This window comes from Kitasatospora sp. NPDC043949 (genome assembly GCF_056435365.1).
The window spans coordinates 170,996-187,061 of sequence record NZ_JBWKEQ010000006.1; the positions used below are offsets into that span (position 1 = coordinate 170,996).

Sequence of the window (16,066 nt, forward strand, 5' to 3'; positions counted from 1 at the left end):
GACATGAGTGAGACCCAGACGTCCACGTCCCGCGAGGACCGCATCGCGGCCCTGCCCGAGCACCTGCGGGCCCTGCTGCGGGACCGCCTGGCGGGCGCCGAGGCGCCCGCCCCCGAGGCCGCCGCGAGCACCGCGCTGCGCCCCGCCGACCGTTCCCGCCCGCTGCCGATGTCCTTCGCCCAGCAGCGGATGTGGTTCCTGTACGAGTTCGACCCGGAGTCGGTCGGCTACAACTCCTCCTTCGCGCTGCGGCTGCGCGGCGACCTCGACCGCGCGGCGCTGCACGGCGCGCTGGCCGCCGTCGTCGACCGGCACGAGGCGCTGCGCACCACCTACGACCAGGTGGACGGCGTCCCGGTGCAGGTCCCGCACCCGAGCGTGGACATCCCGCTGCCGGTCGTGGAGGCCGGCGGCGGGACGCCCGAGGAGCGGGAGGAGGAACTGCTGCGGCTGGTCCGCGAGGAGGCCGGCCGGCCCTTCGACCTGCGCACCGGCCCGGTGCTGCGGACCCTCCTCGTCCGGCTCTCCGACCGCGAGCACGTGCTCGTCCTGAGCATCCACCACATCGCGCACGACGGCTGGTCGCTGTCGATCGTCACCCGCGAGCTGGGCCAGTACTACGCGGCCGCGCTCCAGGGGCGCGAACCCGACCTGCCCGCGCCGGGGCCGCAGTACGCGGACTACTCGGTGTGGCAGCGCGAGCGGGCCTCCGGCGGGCGGCTCGACGAGCAGCTCGACTACTGGCGCGAGCAGCTCGACGGCGTCCCCGTGCTGGAGCTGCCGACCGACCGGCAGCGCCCCGCCGTGCCCACCGGGGCGGGCGCCTTCCACGAGTTCAGCGTCCCGGCAGAGACCGTCGCCGGGCTGCGCGAGCTCACCGAGTCCGCCGCGGCGACGCTGTTCATGACGCTCACCGCGGCCACCCAGCTGCTGCTGGCCCGGCTCTCCCGGCAGGAGGACGTCGCGATCGGCACCCCGGTGGCCGGCCGCGACGAGCCCGAACTCGCCGACCTGGTCGGCCTGTTCCTCAACACCCTGGTGCTGCGCGCCCGGACCGAGCCGGGCCTGGGCTTCCGGGACTTCCTGGGCCAGGTCCGCGACACCGTGCTGGCCGGCTTCGACCACGCGGAGGTCCCGTTCGAGCGGGTGGTGGACGCCGTCCAGCCCGAGCGCGACCCCAGCCGGATGCCGCTCGCCCAGGTGCTCATCGTCCTGCAGAACGCCCCCGAGGCGGTCCTCGACCTGCCCGGGCTGACCATGGAGCAGCTGGCCCTGCCGCAGGCGAGCACCGGCTTCGACCTCGTGGTGGCCTTCGAGGAGCGCCCCGACGGCAGCCTCTGGTCCGCCCTGGAGTACAGCACCGACCTGTACGACGAGGCCACGGTGCGCCGCTTCGCCGGCCACCTGACCACCCTGCTCGGCTCGATCGCCGCCGACCCCGACCAGGAGCTGGGCCGGCTCGACCTGCTCGACCCGAAGCAGCACAACCGGCTCACCGTGGACTGGGCCCGCAACCCGGTGGCCTTCCCCGAACAGGACCCGGTGCACCTGCTGGTGGCCAAGCGGGCCGCCGAACGCCCCGACGGCCTCGCGGTGGTGCGCGGCGACGAGCGGCTCAGCTACGCCGAACTCGACCGCCGGGCCGGGCTGTTGGCCGAGGTGCTGCGCTCCCGCGGCACCCGCCCCGGTGACGTCGTCGGCGTCTGCTGCGAGCGCGGTCCCGACCAGGTGGCCGCCACCCTCGCGGTGCTCAAGGCCGGCGCCGCCTTCCTGCCGCTGAACCCGCGCTTCCCGGCCGCCCGCCGGGAGCTGATGCTGGCCGAGACCGGCGCCGGGTTCGTCTTCACCGAACGCGCGCTGGCCGCCGACGCGGGCGAGTCCGCCGCCGAGCCGCTGATCCTGGAGGACCTGCGCCCGCAGCTCGACGCGCACACCGGACCGGTGCCCGAGGGCGACCGGGTGGGGCCGGACGCGCTCGCCTACATCGTCTACACCTCCGGCTCCACCGGGACGCCCAAGGGCGTGCTGCTGGGCCACGGCGGCCTGACCAACGTGGTCAACGCCTCCCGGCTGATCGTCGGCACCGGCCCCGAGAACACGGTGACCCAGCTCTCCTCGCCCAGCTTCGACGGCGCGGTCTGGGAGACCTTCCTCGCCCTCGTCTCCGGCGCGGCGCTCGCCCTCCCGGCGAACGAGTCCGAGGCGCTGGGCAGCGAGCAACTGCGCGCCATGGCGGGAGGCCGGCCCACCGTCCTCGCGCTGCCGCCCGCGGCCCTCGCGGCGGTCGAGCCCGAGGCACTGCCCGCCGGCTCGGTGGTGCTCGCCGTCGGCGACCGCTGCCCGGTCGGCCTGGCCCGCAAGTGGTCGCGGGTCCACCGCTTCATCAACGGCTACGGCCCGACCGAGAACACCGTCGGCGCCACCATGTTCGAGGTCCAGGACGAGGAGGCCGGCAGCCGGCTGTCGATCGGCCGGCCGCTGCCCAACACCGAGGTCTACCTGCTGGACCCGCACGGCAACCCGGTGCCGCCCGCCGTCACCGGCGAGATCCACCTCGGCGGCCGCGGCGTCGCCCAGGGCTACCTGGGCCGCCCGGAGCTGACCGAGCAGCGGTTCGTCCCGCACCCCTTCGCGGACGACCCCGGGGCCCGGCTCTACCGCACCGGCGACCTCGGCGCCTGGCTGCCTGACGGGCGGATCGACTTCCGCGGCCGCGCCGACGACCAGGTCAAGATCCGCGGCTTCCGGGTCGAGCCCGGCGAGATCGAGTCGGCGATGCAGCGCCACCCCGCGATCGACCAGGCCGCCGTGGTGGTCCGCGAGAGCGACCGCGGCAAGCAGCTCGTCGGCTACCTGGTCGCCGCGCCCGGCCGCGACCGGGGCGAGGCGGTCCGCGAGGTCCGCGAGGCCCTGACCGAGGAACTGCCCGCCTTCATGGTGCCGGCCGCGCTGATCCCGATGGACGCGATGCCGCTCACCACCAACGGCAAGGTCGACCGGGACGCCCTGCCGGACGCCCGGGAGGCCCTGACCAGGGTCTCCACCCCGCCGACCGGCCCGGTGGAGACCGCGCTGGCCGAGGTGTTCCGCTCGGTGCTGGGCATCGAGGACGTCGGCGCCGAGGACGACTTCTTCCTGCTCGGCGGCGACTCCATCCTCTCCACCCAGGTGGTCGCCCGGGCTCGCCAGGAGGGCCTGCACTTCACCGCCCGGGACCTCTTCCAGCACAAGACCGTCGCCGCGCTCGCCAAGGCCGCCGGGACGGGGGAGAGCGGGCCGACCGAGGAGGACCCGTACCGCACCGGGCCCGTGCCGCTGACCGCCGTGCAGCAGTGGTTCTTCGAGCACCACACCGTCAACCCGGGCCACTTCAACCAGTCGCTGCTGTTCGAACTCGTCCCGGGCACCGACGCCGAGGCCCTGCGCGCAGCCCTGGCCGCGCTGGTCGGGCAGCACGACATGCTGCGCGCCCGCTACACCCGCGACGCCGGGGGCGCCTGGTCCCAGGAGGTGGCGGTCGAGGCCGACGGCTGCTGGGACTTCCAGCGGCTCGACCTCGCCGGGGCGCCGGACGCCGAGGAGCGCGCCACCGAGGCGTTCCGGCAGGCCCAGAGCGGCCTGCGGCTGGCCGACGGGCCGTTGCTGCGCGCCGTCCTGGCCGACCTGGGACCGGACCGCCCGGCCCGGCTGTTCCTCACCGCGCACCACCTGGTGGTCGACGGCGTCTCCTGGCGCATCCTGCTCGACGACCTGCGCTCCGCCTACGCCGACCTGGCGGCCGGCCGGCCCGTGCGGCCCGCCCCGCGCTCCACCTCCTTCGGCCAGTGGTCCCGCCGACTGCGCGAGCACGCCCTGACCGGCGGCTTCGACGACGAGCTGGCGCACTGGCGGTCGCTGCCCGAGCCCGCCGGGGAGCACCTGGACACCGGCCGGTTCGGTGACCGCCGCACCGCGCGGCACACCCTGACCGAGGACGAGACGGAGGCGCTGTTGCGCCGGGTGCCCGGCGTGCTGCGCGCGCAGGTCCACGAGGTGCTGCTGACCGCCCTCGCCCAGGCGCTCGCCGCCCAGGGCCACGCCGGCGACGGCGGCACCGTGATCGACCTGGAGGGGCACGGCCGCGAGGAGATCCTGGACGGCGTCGACCTGTCCCGCACCGTCGGCTGGTTCACCACGATCTACCCGGTGCTGCTCGACGTGCCCGCGGACCTGGCGCCGACCGCCGCCGTCCGGGTGGCCAAGCGCCGGCTGCGGGCCGTCCCGCGCCGCGGCATCGGCCACGGCGTCCTGCGGCTGGCGGCGGCCTCCGAGGCCCGGGAGGACCTGCTGGTCCCGGTGCCCAGGGCCCGGATCGGCTTCAACTACCTCGGCCAGTGGGACAACCAGCTGCCCGAGGGGGACCGGCTGATCCTGCGCCACCTGGACCACGGCGGCGGCGACCACGAGCCGGGCGAGACCCGCACCTACGAGCTGGACGTCGCCGCCGCGGTCGAGGGCGGCCGGATGGAGCTGTCCTGCGTGTACGCGGGCGGCCGGTTCGACGAGGCGGCGGCCACCGCCCTGCTCCAGCGCATGCACGAGGCCCTGCGCGAGATCGTCCGGGCCTGCGGATGACCGGCCGGGCCGGTACGGACACGGCCCCGCGGGGCCGACGGAAGGAAGTGACCGTTTGAACGACGACCAACCCTGGCTGGTGATCCCCCGGCCGCGCCCGGAGGCGACCCGTCGGCTGGTCTGCCTGCCGCACGCCGGCGGCAGCGCGGGCTTCTACCGGCCCTGGGCCAACCACCTCTCGGCGGCCGTCGAACTCCAGCTCGTCCAGTACCCGGGGCGGGAGGAGCGGATCGAGGACCCCTTCGTCCAGGACGCCGCGACCCTGGTGGCCCAGCTGACGCGGGCGCTGCTGGAGACCGACCGTCCCGGCGTCGAGACGGTCGTCTTCGGCCACAGCATGGGCGCGCTGCTCGCGTACGAGACCGTGCAGTCGCTGCACGCGCAGGGCCTGCCGGTGGCCCGGCTGGTGCTCTCCGGCTACCCGCCGCCGCAGGCGCCGGCCGGCTCCGGCGACGGACCGGTCGGGCGGGCGCCGGCCCGGCCCCGCGGCGACGACGAGCTCCTCGCCACGGTCGCGGGCCACGGCGGGACCCAGATGTCGATCTTCGACGACCCGGACATCCGGGAGATGGTGCTGCCGATCCTGCGCAACGACTACCTGCTGATCGACTCCTACCGGCCCACCGCGCTGCGCCCGGTGGACTGCGGGGTCGTGGTGCTCACCGGGGACTCCGACGTCACGGTGAGCGTCGAGCGGGCCCGCGGCTGGGAGGCGCTGGCCGGCAAGGAGTTCGCGTTCCACGTGCTGCCCGGCGGGCACTTCTACCTGACCGCGCAGCGGGCCCGGGTCATCTCCTTGCTGCACGACTACCTGCTGGACGGGGACTGAGCCGGCCCGGCCGGGCCGCGAACCCCCGCCGAACGCCCGTCGAACCCCCGCCGAATTCCGGCGAGTTCCGCCGAACAGATGGCACCCCCAACCATCGGGTGCCATCTGTTCGGCATGTCGGAAAACCCCCGGCGAACGCCGGGACGCGCTGGAGTGCGTGTTTCCGCTGAGGCTTAAAAGCCTGTTTTCCGGAGGCTCCGCTGCCGCAGGATTTCGAGCCATGGGACAGCCCGGGGCTCCGGGTTGAACGACCGGCTGAGAGGGTCAGGAATGCTGGGCAACGTCGTCATCGTCGGTGGTGGGACATCCGGTTGGATGGCCGCCTCGTACCTGCGCGCCGCATTCGGCGATCGCATTTCCGTCACGCTGGTGGAATCCAAGCGAATCAAGTCCATCGGGGTCGGCGAGGCGACCTTCAGCACCGTCCGGCATTTCTTCAACTACCTGGGCCTGCCGGAGCACGTCTGGATGCCCAAGTGCAATGCCACCTACAAGCTCGGCATCCGATTCGAGAACTGGCGGCGCAAGGGCCACTACTTCTACCACCCCTTCGAGCGCCTCCGGGTCGTCGACGGCCTGCCGCTCACCGACTGGTGGCTGAACAGCCGCTCCGGCGACCGCTTCGACCAGGACGTGTTCCTGATGGCCGCGATCTGCGACGCCGAGAAGTCCCCGCGCTACCTCGACGGCACCCTCTTCGAGCAGGACTTCAAGGAGGGCGGCAACACGACCGAGCGCGACACCCTCACGGAGCAGGACACCCAGTTCCCGTACGCCTACCAGTTCGACGCCTCGCTGCTGGCCGACTTCCTCTCCGGGTACGCCACCGAGCGCGGCGCCAAGCACATCGAGGACGACGTCGTCGAGGTCGTCCAGGACGAGCGCGGCTGGATCAGCGGCGTGCGCACCAAGGAACACGGCCTGATCGAGGGCGACCTCTTCATCGACTGCACCGGCTTCCGCGGCCTGCTGATCAACCAGACCCTGGAGGAGCCGTTCACCTCCTTCCAGGACACCCTGCCCAACAACCGCGCGGTGGCGCTGCGCGTCCCGGTCGACATGGAGAAGCGCGGCCTGCGCCCCTGCACCACCGCCACCGCCTCGGACGCCGGCTGGATCTGGACCATCCCGCTGTTCGGCCGCATCGGCACCGGCTACGTCTACTCCGACGAGTACGCGACGCCCGAGGAGGCCGAGGCCACGCTGCGGGCCAAGGTCGGCCCGGAGGCGGAGGGCCTGGAGGCCAACCACATCAGGATGCGGATCGGCCGCACCCGCAACGCCTGGGTCAACAACTGCGTCGCCATCGGCCTGTCCAGCGGCTTCGTCGAGCCCCTGGAGTCGACCGGCATCTTCTTCATCCAGCAGGGCATCGAGGAACTGGTCAAGCACTTCCCGGACGCCGACTGGGACCCGGGGCTGCGCCGCTCCTACAACCGCATCGTCGGCAACACCATCGACGGCGTACGGGAGTTCCTCGTCCTGCACTACAAGGCCGCGGCCCGCGAGGACAACGCCTACTGGCGGGACGCCAAGACCCGGGTGATGCCCGACGGCCTGGCCGAGCGGATCGAGCTGTGGAAGGCCAAGCCTCCGACGGAGGCCACCATCTTCCCGCACTTCCACGGGTTCGAGTCCTACTCCTACCTGGCCATGCTGCTCGGCCTCGGCGGCATCGAGCTCAAGGCCCCGCCCGCGCTCGCCCTTCAGGACGGCAGCCGCGCGGAGAAGGAGTTCCAGCTGCTGAGCGACCAGTCCGCCGAGCTCCTGAAGCGCCTGCCCAGCCAGTACGAGTACCTCGCCCAGATGCACTGACCCTTCGGCGCCCCGAGAAAGGAGGCACCATGGACAGTCTTCCGTACGTACCGGCCGCGGTGACGCTCGCTCTGCTCGTCCCCGTGGCACTGCTCGGACGCCGGCTGGCGAAGCTGCTGCGGCAGCCGGAGATCGTCGGCGAGATCATGGCCTGCCTCCTGCTCGGGGCGCTGCTGGCGAGCCAGTGGCACTGGAAGCCGGCCACCATGGACGGCGGGGCCGTCCTGGAGAAGGCGGGCCACCTCGGCCTCGCGCTCTTCCTGGTGGGCGCCGTCCACGAGATCCGGGCCGGCGGCAGCCGGCTGGGCGGGCGCACCATCGCGATGACCGCCACCGGTTCGCTGCTGCTGCCGCTCGGCTGCGGCGTCGCGTTCGCCGCGTGGGTGCTGGCCGACGGCTCCCCGGCCCTGCGCGGCGGCGCCCCGGCCGGGGTGCTGGTCCTGATGCTGGCGATCGCGCTGGCGGTCACCGCCGTACCGGTGCTGGCCGGCATCCTGGACGACCGCGGCATGCTCAACACCGCGATCGGCCGGCTCTGCATGGCGGTCGCGGTCTCCATCGACGCCGTCACCTGGTCGCTGCTGGCGATCGCGGTCGGCCTGGCGCACGGCGGCGGGAAGATCACCCCGTACCTGGTGTTCGTCGTCGGCCTGCTGGGAGCCTGGCTGCTCCGCCGGGCCGGAGCCCTGCCCGGGCCCCGGGCCTGGGCCGAGCGGATCCCGGTGGCGGTGCCGATCGGGCTGACCGCCGCCGCGGCCGTGGCCGCCGCCCTGACCACCTCGCGGCTGGGCCTCACCGACGTGCTCGGCGCCGTCCTGGTCGCCCTGGCGCTGCCGGGCGACGACGGCGCCGGCCCCTGGACCAGGGCCGCCCACACCGTCGGCGGCTGGGGCCGGATCGTGCTGCCGCTGCTGTTCACGGTGACCGGCATGGGCCTCGCCTCGGCGCCGCTCAGCGTGTTCTCCTGGCAGGCCGTCGTCCTGTCCGTGGTGCTCGCGATCTTCGGCAAGCTGGTCGGCAGCTACTACGGCGCCCGGGCGGCCGGCCGGCCTCCGGTCGAGTCCATGCGGATCGCGGTGTTCCTCAACGCCCGCGGCCTGACGGAGCTCGCCGTCCTCCAGACGGGTTACCAGGCCGGGATCCTCACCCCGGCGCTCTTCCTCGCCCTCGTCGTGATGGCCCTGTTCACGACGGTGCTCAGCGGTCCGCTGCTGTGGGTCATCGACCGGCGCACGGCGAGCGTGGACGCGCCCCGGACCGCGGAGCCGGTCCCCTACCCAGTCGAGCGGTGAATCACGTGGAACTCGTCACCTCAACCCCCTCCGATTTCCGGACCTTCATGTCCGGCTTCCCGAGCGGCGTCGCCATCGTCACCTCGCTGGACGACGCCGGCCGGCCCTGGGGCATGACCTGCTCCGCCCTGTGCAGTGTCACCGTCGAACCGCCCACCCTGCTGGTCGGCATGCGGGCGGAGAGCCCGACCCTGAAGGCCGTGCTGCGCAGCGGCCAGTTCGCGGTGAACCTGCTGCACGCCGAGGGCCGCGGCACCGCCGAACTGTTCGCCTCCGGCGACCCGGACCGGTTCGACGCGACCACCTGGCGGCTGCCCCCCGGCGCCGGCGGACCCCACCTCGTCCACGACGCCCACGCGGTGGCCGACTGCCGGGTCAGCCAGCTGGTCCCCGTCGGCGGCCAGCGGATGGTCTTCGGCGAGGTCATCCGGATCACCGAGCTCAGCGACGCGTCGCCGCTGCTCTACGGGAGGAGACAGTTCAGCACCTGGCCCGCCTAGCAGAGCTAGCAGAGCGTCCCCACAAGACGCCCAGACCACCGTTGTGGAGGAGAGATGACCGCTCAACCCACCGACGCGGACACGCCGCAGGGCACACCCGCCCGCGACCAGGGCATCCAGCGCCACAGCGCGATGCCGGTCCGGAAGTACCAGCCGTACCAGGCGGTCGGGCTGCCCGACCGCGGCTGGCCGGGCCGCCGCGCGGAGCAGGCCCCGCTGTGGTGCAGCGTCGACCTGAGGGACGGCAACCAGGCCCTGACCGACCCCATGGACATCACCCGCAAGCGGCGGATGTTCGACCTGCTGGTCGCCATGGGGTTCAAGGAGATCGAGGTCGGCTTCCCCACCTCCTCGCAGGACGACCACGCCTTCCTCCGCCACCTCGTCGACACCGGCGCGATCCCGGACGACGTCGTCGTCCAGGTCATGACGCCGATCCGCGGCGACTTCATCGAACGCACCGTCAAGGCCCTGGAGGGCGTGCCGCGCGCCGTCCTCCAGATCTTCAACCCGACCTCGGAGGTCCAGCGCCGCCTGGTCTTCCGCAAGGACCGCCGGCAGACCACCGCCATGGCGCTCGACGGGGCCGAACAGGCCCTCAAACTCCAGGACTCGATCCCCGGCACGGAGATCTACCTCCAGTACGCGCCGGAGTCCTACACCCAGACCGAGCCGGACTACGCGCTCGAACTCTGCAACGCCGTCCTCGACTTCTGGGCCCCGCGGGCCGCGCACACGCTGCGGATCAACCTGCCCTCCACCGTCGAGGTGTTCCCGCCGCAGGAGTTCGCCGACCGGATCGAGTACACCCACCGCAACCTGCTCCACCGCGAGCGCACCATCCTCGGCGTGCACCCGCACAACGACCGCGGCAGCGGCGTCGCCGCCGCCGAACTCGCCGTCCTCGCCGGGGCGGACCGGGTCGAGGGCACCCTGTTCGGCAACGGCGAGCGCTCCGGCAACGTCTGTCTGGTCACCCTGGCCATGAACCTGTTCTCCCAGGGCGTCGACCCGATGCTGGACCTGAGCGACATCGACGGCATCCGCCGCATCGTCGAGAGCTGCAACCAGATGCCCGTCCACGCCCGCCACCCGTGGGCCGGCGACTTCGTCTACACCTCCTTCGCAGGCTCCCACCAGGACGCCATCGCCAAGGGCCTGCGCGCCCGCGAGGAGTCCGGGCAGGAGGTCTGGGACGTGCCGTACCTGCCGATCGACCCGCGCGACATCGGCCGCGACTACCAGGCGCTGATCCGGATCAACACCCAGTCCGGCAAGGGCGGCATCGCCCACCTGCTGCGCACCGAGTACGGCATCGAGCTGCCGCGCCGCCTCCAGATCGACTTCGCCGCCGAGATGCAGGCGGTCTGCGAGGAGATCGGCGGCGAGATCACCGGCGACCAGCTGTGGGAGCACTTCGTCGAGCGGTACGTGGCGCTGGGCACCGAGACCGTGCCCGGCCTGCCGGAGCCGGAGCCGCTGGTGGCGGAGCCCGGCGACACCCGCTGGAGCGGGGCCACCGCCGAGGCGGTGGCCGGCTACGGGCTCGACGCCGTCGTCCAGGGCCTCGTCGTGGAGCGGGCCGGCGCACCGCTGAACGCGGTCACCGCCGCCTTCGAGATCGTCGTGGACTCCCACTCCTACTGGGGAGTCGGCATCGCTGAGGAGGAGGGCGAGGCCGTCGGCCGGGCCGTCCGGGCCGCGTCCCTGCGGGCGCTGCTGGACACCGAGCGGTCCGGTCTGTCCGAGGCCCGCTAGGGCCACCGGGTTGACGGGCAGGGCCGGCCGACGGGCTGAACAGGTCCGGAGGGCTTAGACAGGGCCGCCGTGGGCGGGGGAGGGAGGAACCAAGCATGCCCTGGAACACCTTGATCGACGTGGCACGGGAGGACGTGCTCCCGCTGACCGCCCAGATCCGGGACGGCATCAAGCGGGAGATCGCCGAGGGGGCGCTGCACCCCGGCACCCGGCTGCCGTCGAGCCGTCAGCTCGCCGAGGACCTCCGGGTGTCCCGCAGCGTCGTCGTCGAGGCCTACGGGCAACTCGTCGCCGGCGGCTACCTGGAGGCGACCCGGGGGTCGGGCACCCGGGTCGCCACCCACCTGGACCGGGGCACCCGGATGCCGACCCTGCTCGGCGACGCCCGCCCCGCCCCGGTGATCCGCTGGGACCTGCGGGCCGGCGGCGCCGACGCCTCCGCCTTCCCCCAGCGCGAGTGGCTGGCCGCCTACCAGCGGGCCGCGCGCCGGCTCGGCCCGCGCGACCTCGGGTACCCGCCGGTGTCCGGCGTCCCGGCGCTGCGCGCCGAACTCGCCCGCTACCTCGGGCGGGCGCGCGGCGTGCACACCACCCCCGAGCACGTCATGGTGGTGTCCGGGTTCGCCCAGACGCTCGGCCTGGTCTGCGCCACGCTGCCCCGCACCGGCCTCGGCGCGCTCGCCGTCGAGGACCCGTGCCACCCGCAACAGCGCCAGTTCATCGTCGAGTCGGGCCTGGACTGCCCGTCCGTCCCGGTCGACGAGCAGGGCATCGACGTGGCCGCGCTGGCCCGCACCGGCGCCCGCGCGGTGCTGGTCACCCCCGCCCACCAGTTCCCCACCGGCGCCGTGCTCAGCGCCGAGCGGCGGGCCGCCCTGGTCCGCTGGGCGGAGGACGTGGACGGCTGGATCATCGAGGACGACTACGACGGCGACCTCTGGCTGGACCACGGCCGCCGGCCCACCGCGCTGCAACGGCTGTCCCCCTCCCGGGTGCTCTACGCGGGCACCGCGAGCAAGTCGCTGGCCTCCGGGATGCGGCTGGGCTGGCTGGTCGCCCCGCCCCGGCTGCGCCGCCGCCTGGAGGAGGTCCGCTCCCAACGGGACCTCGGCTGCGACGTGTTCACCCAGCACGCGTTCGCCGAACTGCTGGACGGCGGCGAACTCGACCGCCACCTGCGGCGCCAGCGCGAACGGCTGCGGGCCCGCCGCGAGGTCTTCCACGAGGCCGTGCGGCGCCGGCTGCCGGGGGCCCGGATCGTGGGCGCCTTCGCCGGGCTGCACGCCTACGTCCAGCTCCCGCACCGGGTGGACGAGGCCGCGCTGGTCGCCCGGGCGCTGCGCCGCTCGGTGCTGGTGCGCGGCGGCCGCTCGTACCACCACCGGTCCTGGCAGTCCGGGCCGGCCCTGGTGGTGGGGTACGCCGGGGTGCCCCGCAGCGGCGTCGCCGAGGCGGTGCGGGAACTGGGCGAGGCCTACGCCGAGTCGGCGGCGGACGGCTGCCTGCGCAGTGCCTGAGCCGCGCCCCGGCTCGGCCCGGAACGCGACCGTACGACACCGAGAGACGCCCGGACGGACAGTGGAGAGTCGAGGACACGGCATGGTGACGACGAGGACGGGCGGCGCCCCCGCGCCGCTCGCGGTGCGCGAGGCGGCCTGGCATCTGCCGGAGCAGCGGGTGCCGGTCGGCGAACTGCCCGAACTGGCGGGCCTGGACGGCGAGCGCCGAACCACGCTGGCCGGCCTGGGGATCGACACCGTGGCCGTCGACCGCGAACTCGGCCCGACCGGGCTGGCCGAGCGGGCGGCCCGCAGCGCGCTCGCCGGCGCCGGGCTCGCCGCCCAGGACCTGGACGCCCTGATCGTCGTCGACTCCCGGGCCCCCGAGACCCTGCTCAGCTCCGAGGCGACCAGGCTCCAGGCCCGGCTCGGCGCCGACCAGGCCGTCACCTTCGGCGTCGGCGGCCTCGGCTGCGTCTCGCTCGGCCCGGCCCTGCTCGCCGCCCGCGGACTGCTCGCCGCAGACCCGGACGTCCGGCACGTCCTGGTCGCGCACGCCTCCACCCCGGCCACTCCCGGCCGCTACCGGCACCCCGTCACCGTCAACGGGGACGCCGGGCAGGCCCTGCTGCTCGCCCGCACCGGCCCGGTGCGGGTGCTCGACCTGGTCCAGGAGACCAACGGCGCGTACTGGGACCTCTTCCGGGTGGACTACCGGGACCGCCCCTGGGAGCGCTGGCAGGAGGAGTGCCGGGACCTGCCCGGCTACTCCTTCCGGCTCGCGGTGGAGACCAGGAACCGGCTCACCGCGCTCCTGGAGCGGCTGCTCAAGCGGCACGGCCTCGACCGCGCCGACGTCGCCGGCTACGCCAGCCAGAACCTCTCGGCGGGCGGACTGCGCTTCCTGGCGGAGTCGCTGGGTGTCGAACTCCTGCCGGAGTGCCGGGAGAACCTGGCCCGGTACGGCCACCTGGGGCCGAACGACGTCTTCCTCAACCTCTGGACGGCGCTGGCGAACGGGCGGCTGGCCGAGGGCGACCGGGTCGTCCTGGTCAACGTCAGCCCGGTGGCGGCCTGGAACCTGCTGCTGGTGGAAATCGGACCCTGGGAGAGCACCGCGTGACCGACACGGCAATCGAGATACGGGAGTTCCTGACCGTCGCACTGCGCCGGCCGGTGGCGCCGGACGAGGACTACTTCGCACTGGGGCTCGCGGACTCGCTGTTCGCGCTGGAGCTGGTGGTCTTCGTCGAGGAGCGGTTCGACATCCGGATCGAGGTGGACGACCTCGACCTGGACTCCTTCCGCACCGCCGAGCGGATCGCCGCGCTGGTCGAGCGCAAGCGGGCCGGCCTGGGCGCGGGCGGGGAGACGGGGGCCGGCTGTGCCGCCCACGGCTAGCGAGACCCGTCCGTCCGCCCCGTCCGACCTGGGGGCTTCGGTGGTCGACGCCGCCGCCGAGCTGGCCGCCGCCGTCCGCGACGATGCCGCCCGCTGGGACGAGCAGGGCGCGCTGCCCGACGAGGCCGTCCGCGCGGTGGCCGACGCCGGGCTGCTCGGCCTCGACCTGCCCGCCCGCCACGGCGGCGCCGGCGCCACCCCGGCCCAGCTGGGCGAGGCCGTCGCGCACCTGGGCGGCGTCTGTGGCGCCCTGCGCGCGCTGCTCACCGTCCAGGGCATGACGGCCGCGGCGCTGCTGCGCTGGGGCGGCGAGGAGCAGCGCGCGCGGTGGCTGCCCGCACTGGCCTCCGGCGAACGCCTCGCCGGCTTCGCCGCCACCGAACGGGAGGCCGGCAGCGCGCTCGCCGAGGTCGGGACGCGGATCGAGGACGACGGCGAACGGCTGGTCGTCACCGGCGCCAAGCGCTGGGTGACCTTCGGGCAGAGCGCCGACGTGTTCCTGGTGCTGGGGCGCACCGACGCCGGCCCGACGGCCGTCCTGGTAGAGGCCGACCGGCCCGGGATCGTCCGCGAGCCCGTCAGCGGCCAACTCGGCCTGCGCGCCGCGCGGATCGCCCACCTCACCTTCGACCGGGTGCGGGTGCCCCGGGAGAACCTGGTGGCGCCGCCCGGGCTGGGCCTGACCCACACCGCCGCCGTGGCGCTGGACCACGGCCGGTTCACGGTGGCCTGGGGCTGCGTCGGCATGGCGGAGGCCTGCCTGGCCGACGCCGCCGAGCACGCCGCGCGCCGGGTCCAGGGCGGCGTGCCGCTGGCCGGGCACCAGCTGGTGCGCTCGCTGCTCGCCCGCTCCGCCGTCGACACGGCGGCCGCCCGGGCGCTGGCCGAGCGGGCCGCCGAGGCCCGGGTCGGCTCGCCGCTGGGCGCCGCCACCGAGACCGTGGTCGCCAAGTACGCGGCGGCCGGGGCGGCGAAGGCGGTCGCCGACCGGGCCGTCCAGATCCTCGGGTCGGCGGGCTGCGAGCCCGGCGTCCGGGCCGGCCGGTTCTACCGGGACGCCAAGGTGATGGAGATCATCGAGGGCAGCCCGCAGGTCGCCGAACTGCACATCGCCGACCGCCTGTTGCGCCAGGGGGTGCGCCGATGACCGGGCCGCAGCAGAGCGGGGCGGAGCAGAGCAAGGCGGAGCAGGGCGGGGCGGAGCAGAGTAGGGCGGAGCCGACCGTCAAGGTCCTGGTCTGGGATCTCGACGACACGCTCTGGGACGGCACCGTGCTGGAGGGCGACGATCCGGTGCCGTTCCCCGCCGCGACTGCCGCCCTGCGGGCGCTGGACGAGCGCGGCGTCCTGCACGCCGTCGCCAGCCGGAGCGACCGGGCCGTCGCCACCGCGCACCTGGAACGGCTCGGACTGCACGAGCTGTTCACCGTGCTGGAGATCGGCTGGGGGCCCAAGTCGGGCGCGGTGCGCCGGATCGCCGAGACCATCGGCATCGGGCTGGACACCGTGGCCTTCGTCGACAACGACCCGGTCGAGCGCGCCGAAGTGGCCGCCGCCCACCCCGTGGTGCGCTGCTACCCGGCCGAGCAGGTCGCCGCACTGGCCGAACTGCCGGAGTTCCGGCCCGAGTTCGTCACCTCCGACGCCCGTGAACGCCGGTTGCGTTACCGCGGCGAGGCGCTCCGCACCCAGGCCCGGGAGGATCACCAGGGCACCCCCGAGGAGTTCCTCGCCTCACTGGGACTGGAGCTGACGGTCCGTCGGGCCGGGTCGGACGACCTCGCCCGCGCCCACGAACTCACCGTCCGCACCCACCAGCTCAACACCACCGGCCGGACCTACGGCCTGCCGGAGCTGCGCGCGCTGTGCGACTCGCCCGACCACCGGGTGCTGGTGGCCGAACTGACCGACCGGTTCGGCGACTACGGCACCATCGGCCTCGCGCTGAGCGAGCGGACCGGGCACCGGGAGGGCGACGGCCCGGCCGGGCCGGCCGAGGTGCTGCGGCTGCTCCTGCTGTCCTGCCGGGTGATGTCCCGGGGCATCGGGCCGGCGCTGATCGGGCACGTCGTGCGCGCGGCCCTCGCCGAAGGGCGCCGCCCGCTGGCCGAGTTCGTGCCCACCGACGTCAACCGGGTGATGCTGGTGAACCTCCGGTTCGCCGGGTTCACCGTGGTGGGCCAGGAGGGGGAGGGTCGGCTGCTGCTCGGCTACCCGCCCGCCGCTCCGCCGCCCCCACCGCCGGGCCACCTGCGGCTGATCACCCCCGAGGCCCCCGCGGCGCCCAACGCCCCTGTCGCCCTCGAGGCCCCCGACGCCCCCGACGCCCGGAGCCGGCCGTGACCGGGCCGGAATCCG

General features: G+C 74.3%; 11 protein-coding genes. All 11 read left to right on the forward strand.

Annotation, left to right across the window (positions count from 1 at the left end):
* The first annotated feature begins 3 nt into the window (after window positions 1-3).
* The 11 genes from AC07AL_RS07920 (at window position 4) to AC07AL_RS07970 (ending at window position 16,051) form a co-directional block, all read left to right on the forward strand.
* Window positions 4-4,614, forward strand: a complete 4,611-nt coding sequence (locus tag AC07AL_RS07920) for an amino acid adenylation domain-containing protein (protein ID WP_478317187.1) — start codon at window positions 4-6, stop codon at window positions 4,612-4,614.
* Between the two features lie 55 nt (window positions 4,615-4,669).
* Window positions 4,670-5,443, forward strand: coding sequence for a thioesterase II family protein (locus tag AC07AL_RS07925; protein WP_363585122.1), 774 nt, complete (start codon window positions 4,670-4,672; stop codon window positions 5,441-5,443).
* Between the two features lie 270 nt (window positions 5,444-5,713).
* Window positions 5,714-7,258, forward strand: coding sequence for a tryptophan halogenase family protein (locus tag AC07AL_RS07930; RefSeq protein WP_363585120.1), 1,545 nt, complete (start codon window positions 5,714-5,716; stop codon window positions 7,256-7,258).
* Window positions 7,259-7,287: 29 nt separating this feature from the next.
* The gene (locus AC07AL_RS07935) at window positions 7,288-8,550 is read left to right on the forward strand and encodes a cation:proton antiporter (RefSeq protein WP_363585118.1); all 1,263 of its coding nucleotides are present in this window, start codon (window positions 7,288-7,290) and stop codon (window positions 8,548-8,550) included.
* A gap of 47 nt (window positions 8,551-8,597) precedes the next feature.
* Window positions 8,598-9,050 (forward strand): flavin reductase family protein, encoded by a 453-nt coding sequence (locus AC07AL_RS07940; RefSeq protein ID WP_363585116.1) that lies wholly within the window; start codon window positions 8,598-8,600, stop codon window positions 9,048-9,050.
* Between the two features lie 54 nt (window positions 9,051-9,104).
* Window positions 9,105-10,808 carry a 2-isopropylmalate synthase gene (locus tag AC07AL_RS07945; RefSeq protein ID WP_363585114.1) on the forward strand — a complete coding sequence of 568 codons (1,704 nt, stop codon included), beginning with the start codon at window positions 9,105-9,107 and terminating at the stop codon, window positions 10,806-10,808.
* A gap of 95 nt (window positions 10,809-10,903) precedes the next feature.
* The gene (gene pdxR / locus AC07AL_RS07950) at window positions 10,904-12,325 is read left to right on the forward strand and encodes a MocR-like pyridoxine biosynthesis transcription factor PdxR (RefSeq protein WP_363585112.1); all 1,422 of its coding nucleotides are present in this window, start codon (window positions 10,904-10,906) and stop codon (window positions 12,323-12,325) included.
* An 82-nt stretch (window positions 12,326-12,407) separates the two neighbouring features.
* The gene (locus AC07AL_RS07955) at window positions 12,408-13,430 is read left to right on the forward strand and encodes a 3-oxoacyl-ACP synthase (protein ID WP_400810062.1); all 1,023 of its coding nucleotides are present in this window, start codon (window positions 12,408-12,410) and stop codon (window positions 13,428-13,430) included.
* Window positions 13,427-13,708 carry a phosphopantetheine-binding protein gene (locus AC07AL_RS07960; RefSeq protein ID WP_363585108.1) on the forward strand — a complete coding sequence of 94 codons (282 nt, stop codon included), beginning with the start codon at window positions 13,427-13,429 and terminating at the stop codon, window positions 13,706-13,708. The genes AC07AL_RS07955 and AC07AL_RS07960 overlap by 4 nt, the downstream gene beginning before the upstream one ends.
* Complete coding sequence (locus AC07AL_RS07965) at window positions 13,692-14,855, forward strand: acyl-CoA dehydrogenase family protein (RefSeq protein WP_478317188.1); 1,164 nt, start codon at window positions 13,692-13,694, stop codon at window positions 14,853-14,855. The genes AC07AL_RS07960 and AC07AL_RS07965 overlap by 17 nt, the downstream gene beginning before the upstream one ends.
* Complete coding sequence (locus AC07AL_RS07970; RefSeq protein WP_478317189.1) at window positions 14,852-16,051, forward strand: HAD-IIIC family phosphatase; 1,200 nt, start codon at window positions 14,852-14,854, stop codon at window positions 16,049-16,051. The genes AC07AL_RS07965 and AC07AL_RS07970 overlap by 4 nt, the downstream gene beginning before the upstream one ends.
* Window positions 16,052-16,066: the final 15 nt, after the last annotated feature.

Bases quoted from the DNA above. Each gene is read 5' to 3' on its own strand.
- AC07AL_RS07930 (WP_363585120.1), top strand. From the start codon at position 5,714: ATGCTGGGCAACGTCGTCATCGTCGGTGGTGGGACATCCGGTTGGATG.
- AC07AL_RS07970 (WP_478317189.1), top strand. From the start codon at position 14,852: ATGACCGGGCCGCAGCAGAGCGGGGCGGAGCAGAGCAAGGCGGAGCAG.
- AC07AL_RS07920 (WP_478317187.1), top strand. From the start codon at position 4: ATGAGTGAGACCCAGACGTCCACGTCCCGCGAGGACCGCATCGCGGCC.
- pdxR (WP_363585112.1), top strand. From the start codon at position 10,904: ATGCCCTGGAACACCTTGATCGACGTGGCACGGGAGGACGTGCTCCCG.
- AC07AL_RS07955 (WP_400810062.1), top strand. From the start codon at position 12,408: ATGGTGACGACGAGGACGGGCGGCGCCCCCGCGCCGCTCGCGGTGCGC.
- AC07AL_RS07945 (WP_363585114.1), top strand. From the start codon at position 9,105: ATGACCGCTCAACCCACCGACGCGGACACGCCGCAGGGCACACCCGCC.
- AC07AL_RS07940 (WP_363585116.1), top strand. From the start codon at position 8,598: ATGTCCGGCTTCCCGAGCGGCGTCGCCATCGTCACCTCGCTGGACGAC.
- AC07AL_RS07935 (WP_363585118.1), top strand. From the start codon at position 7,288: ATGGACAGTCTTCCGTACGTACCGGCCGCGGTGACGCTCGCTCTGCTC.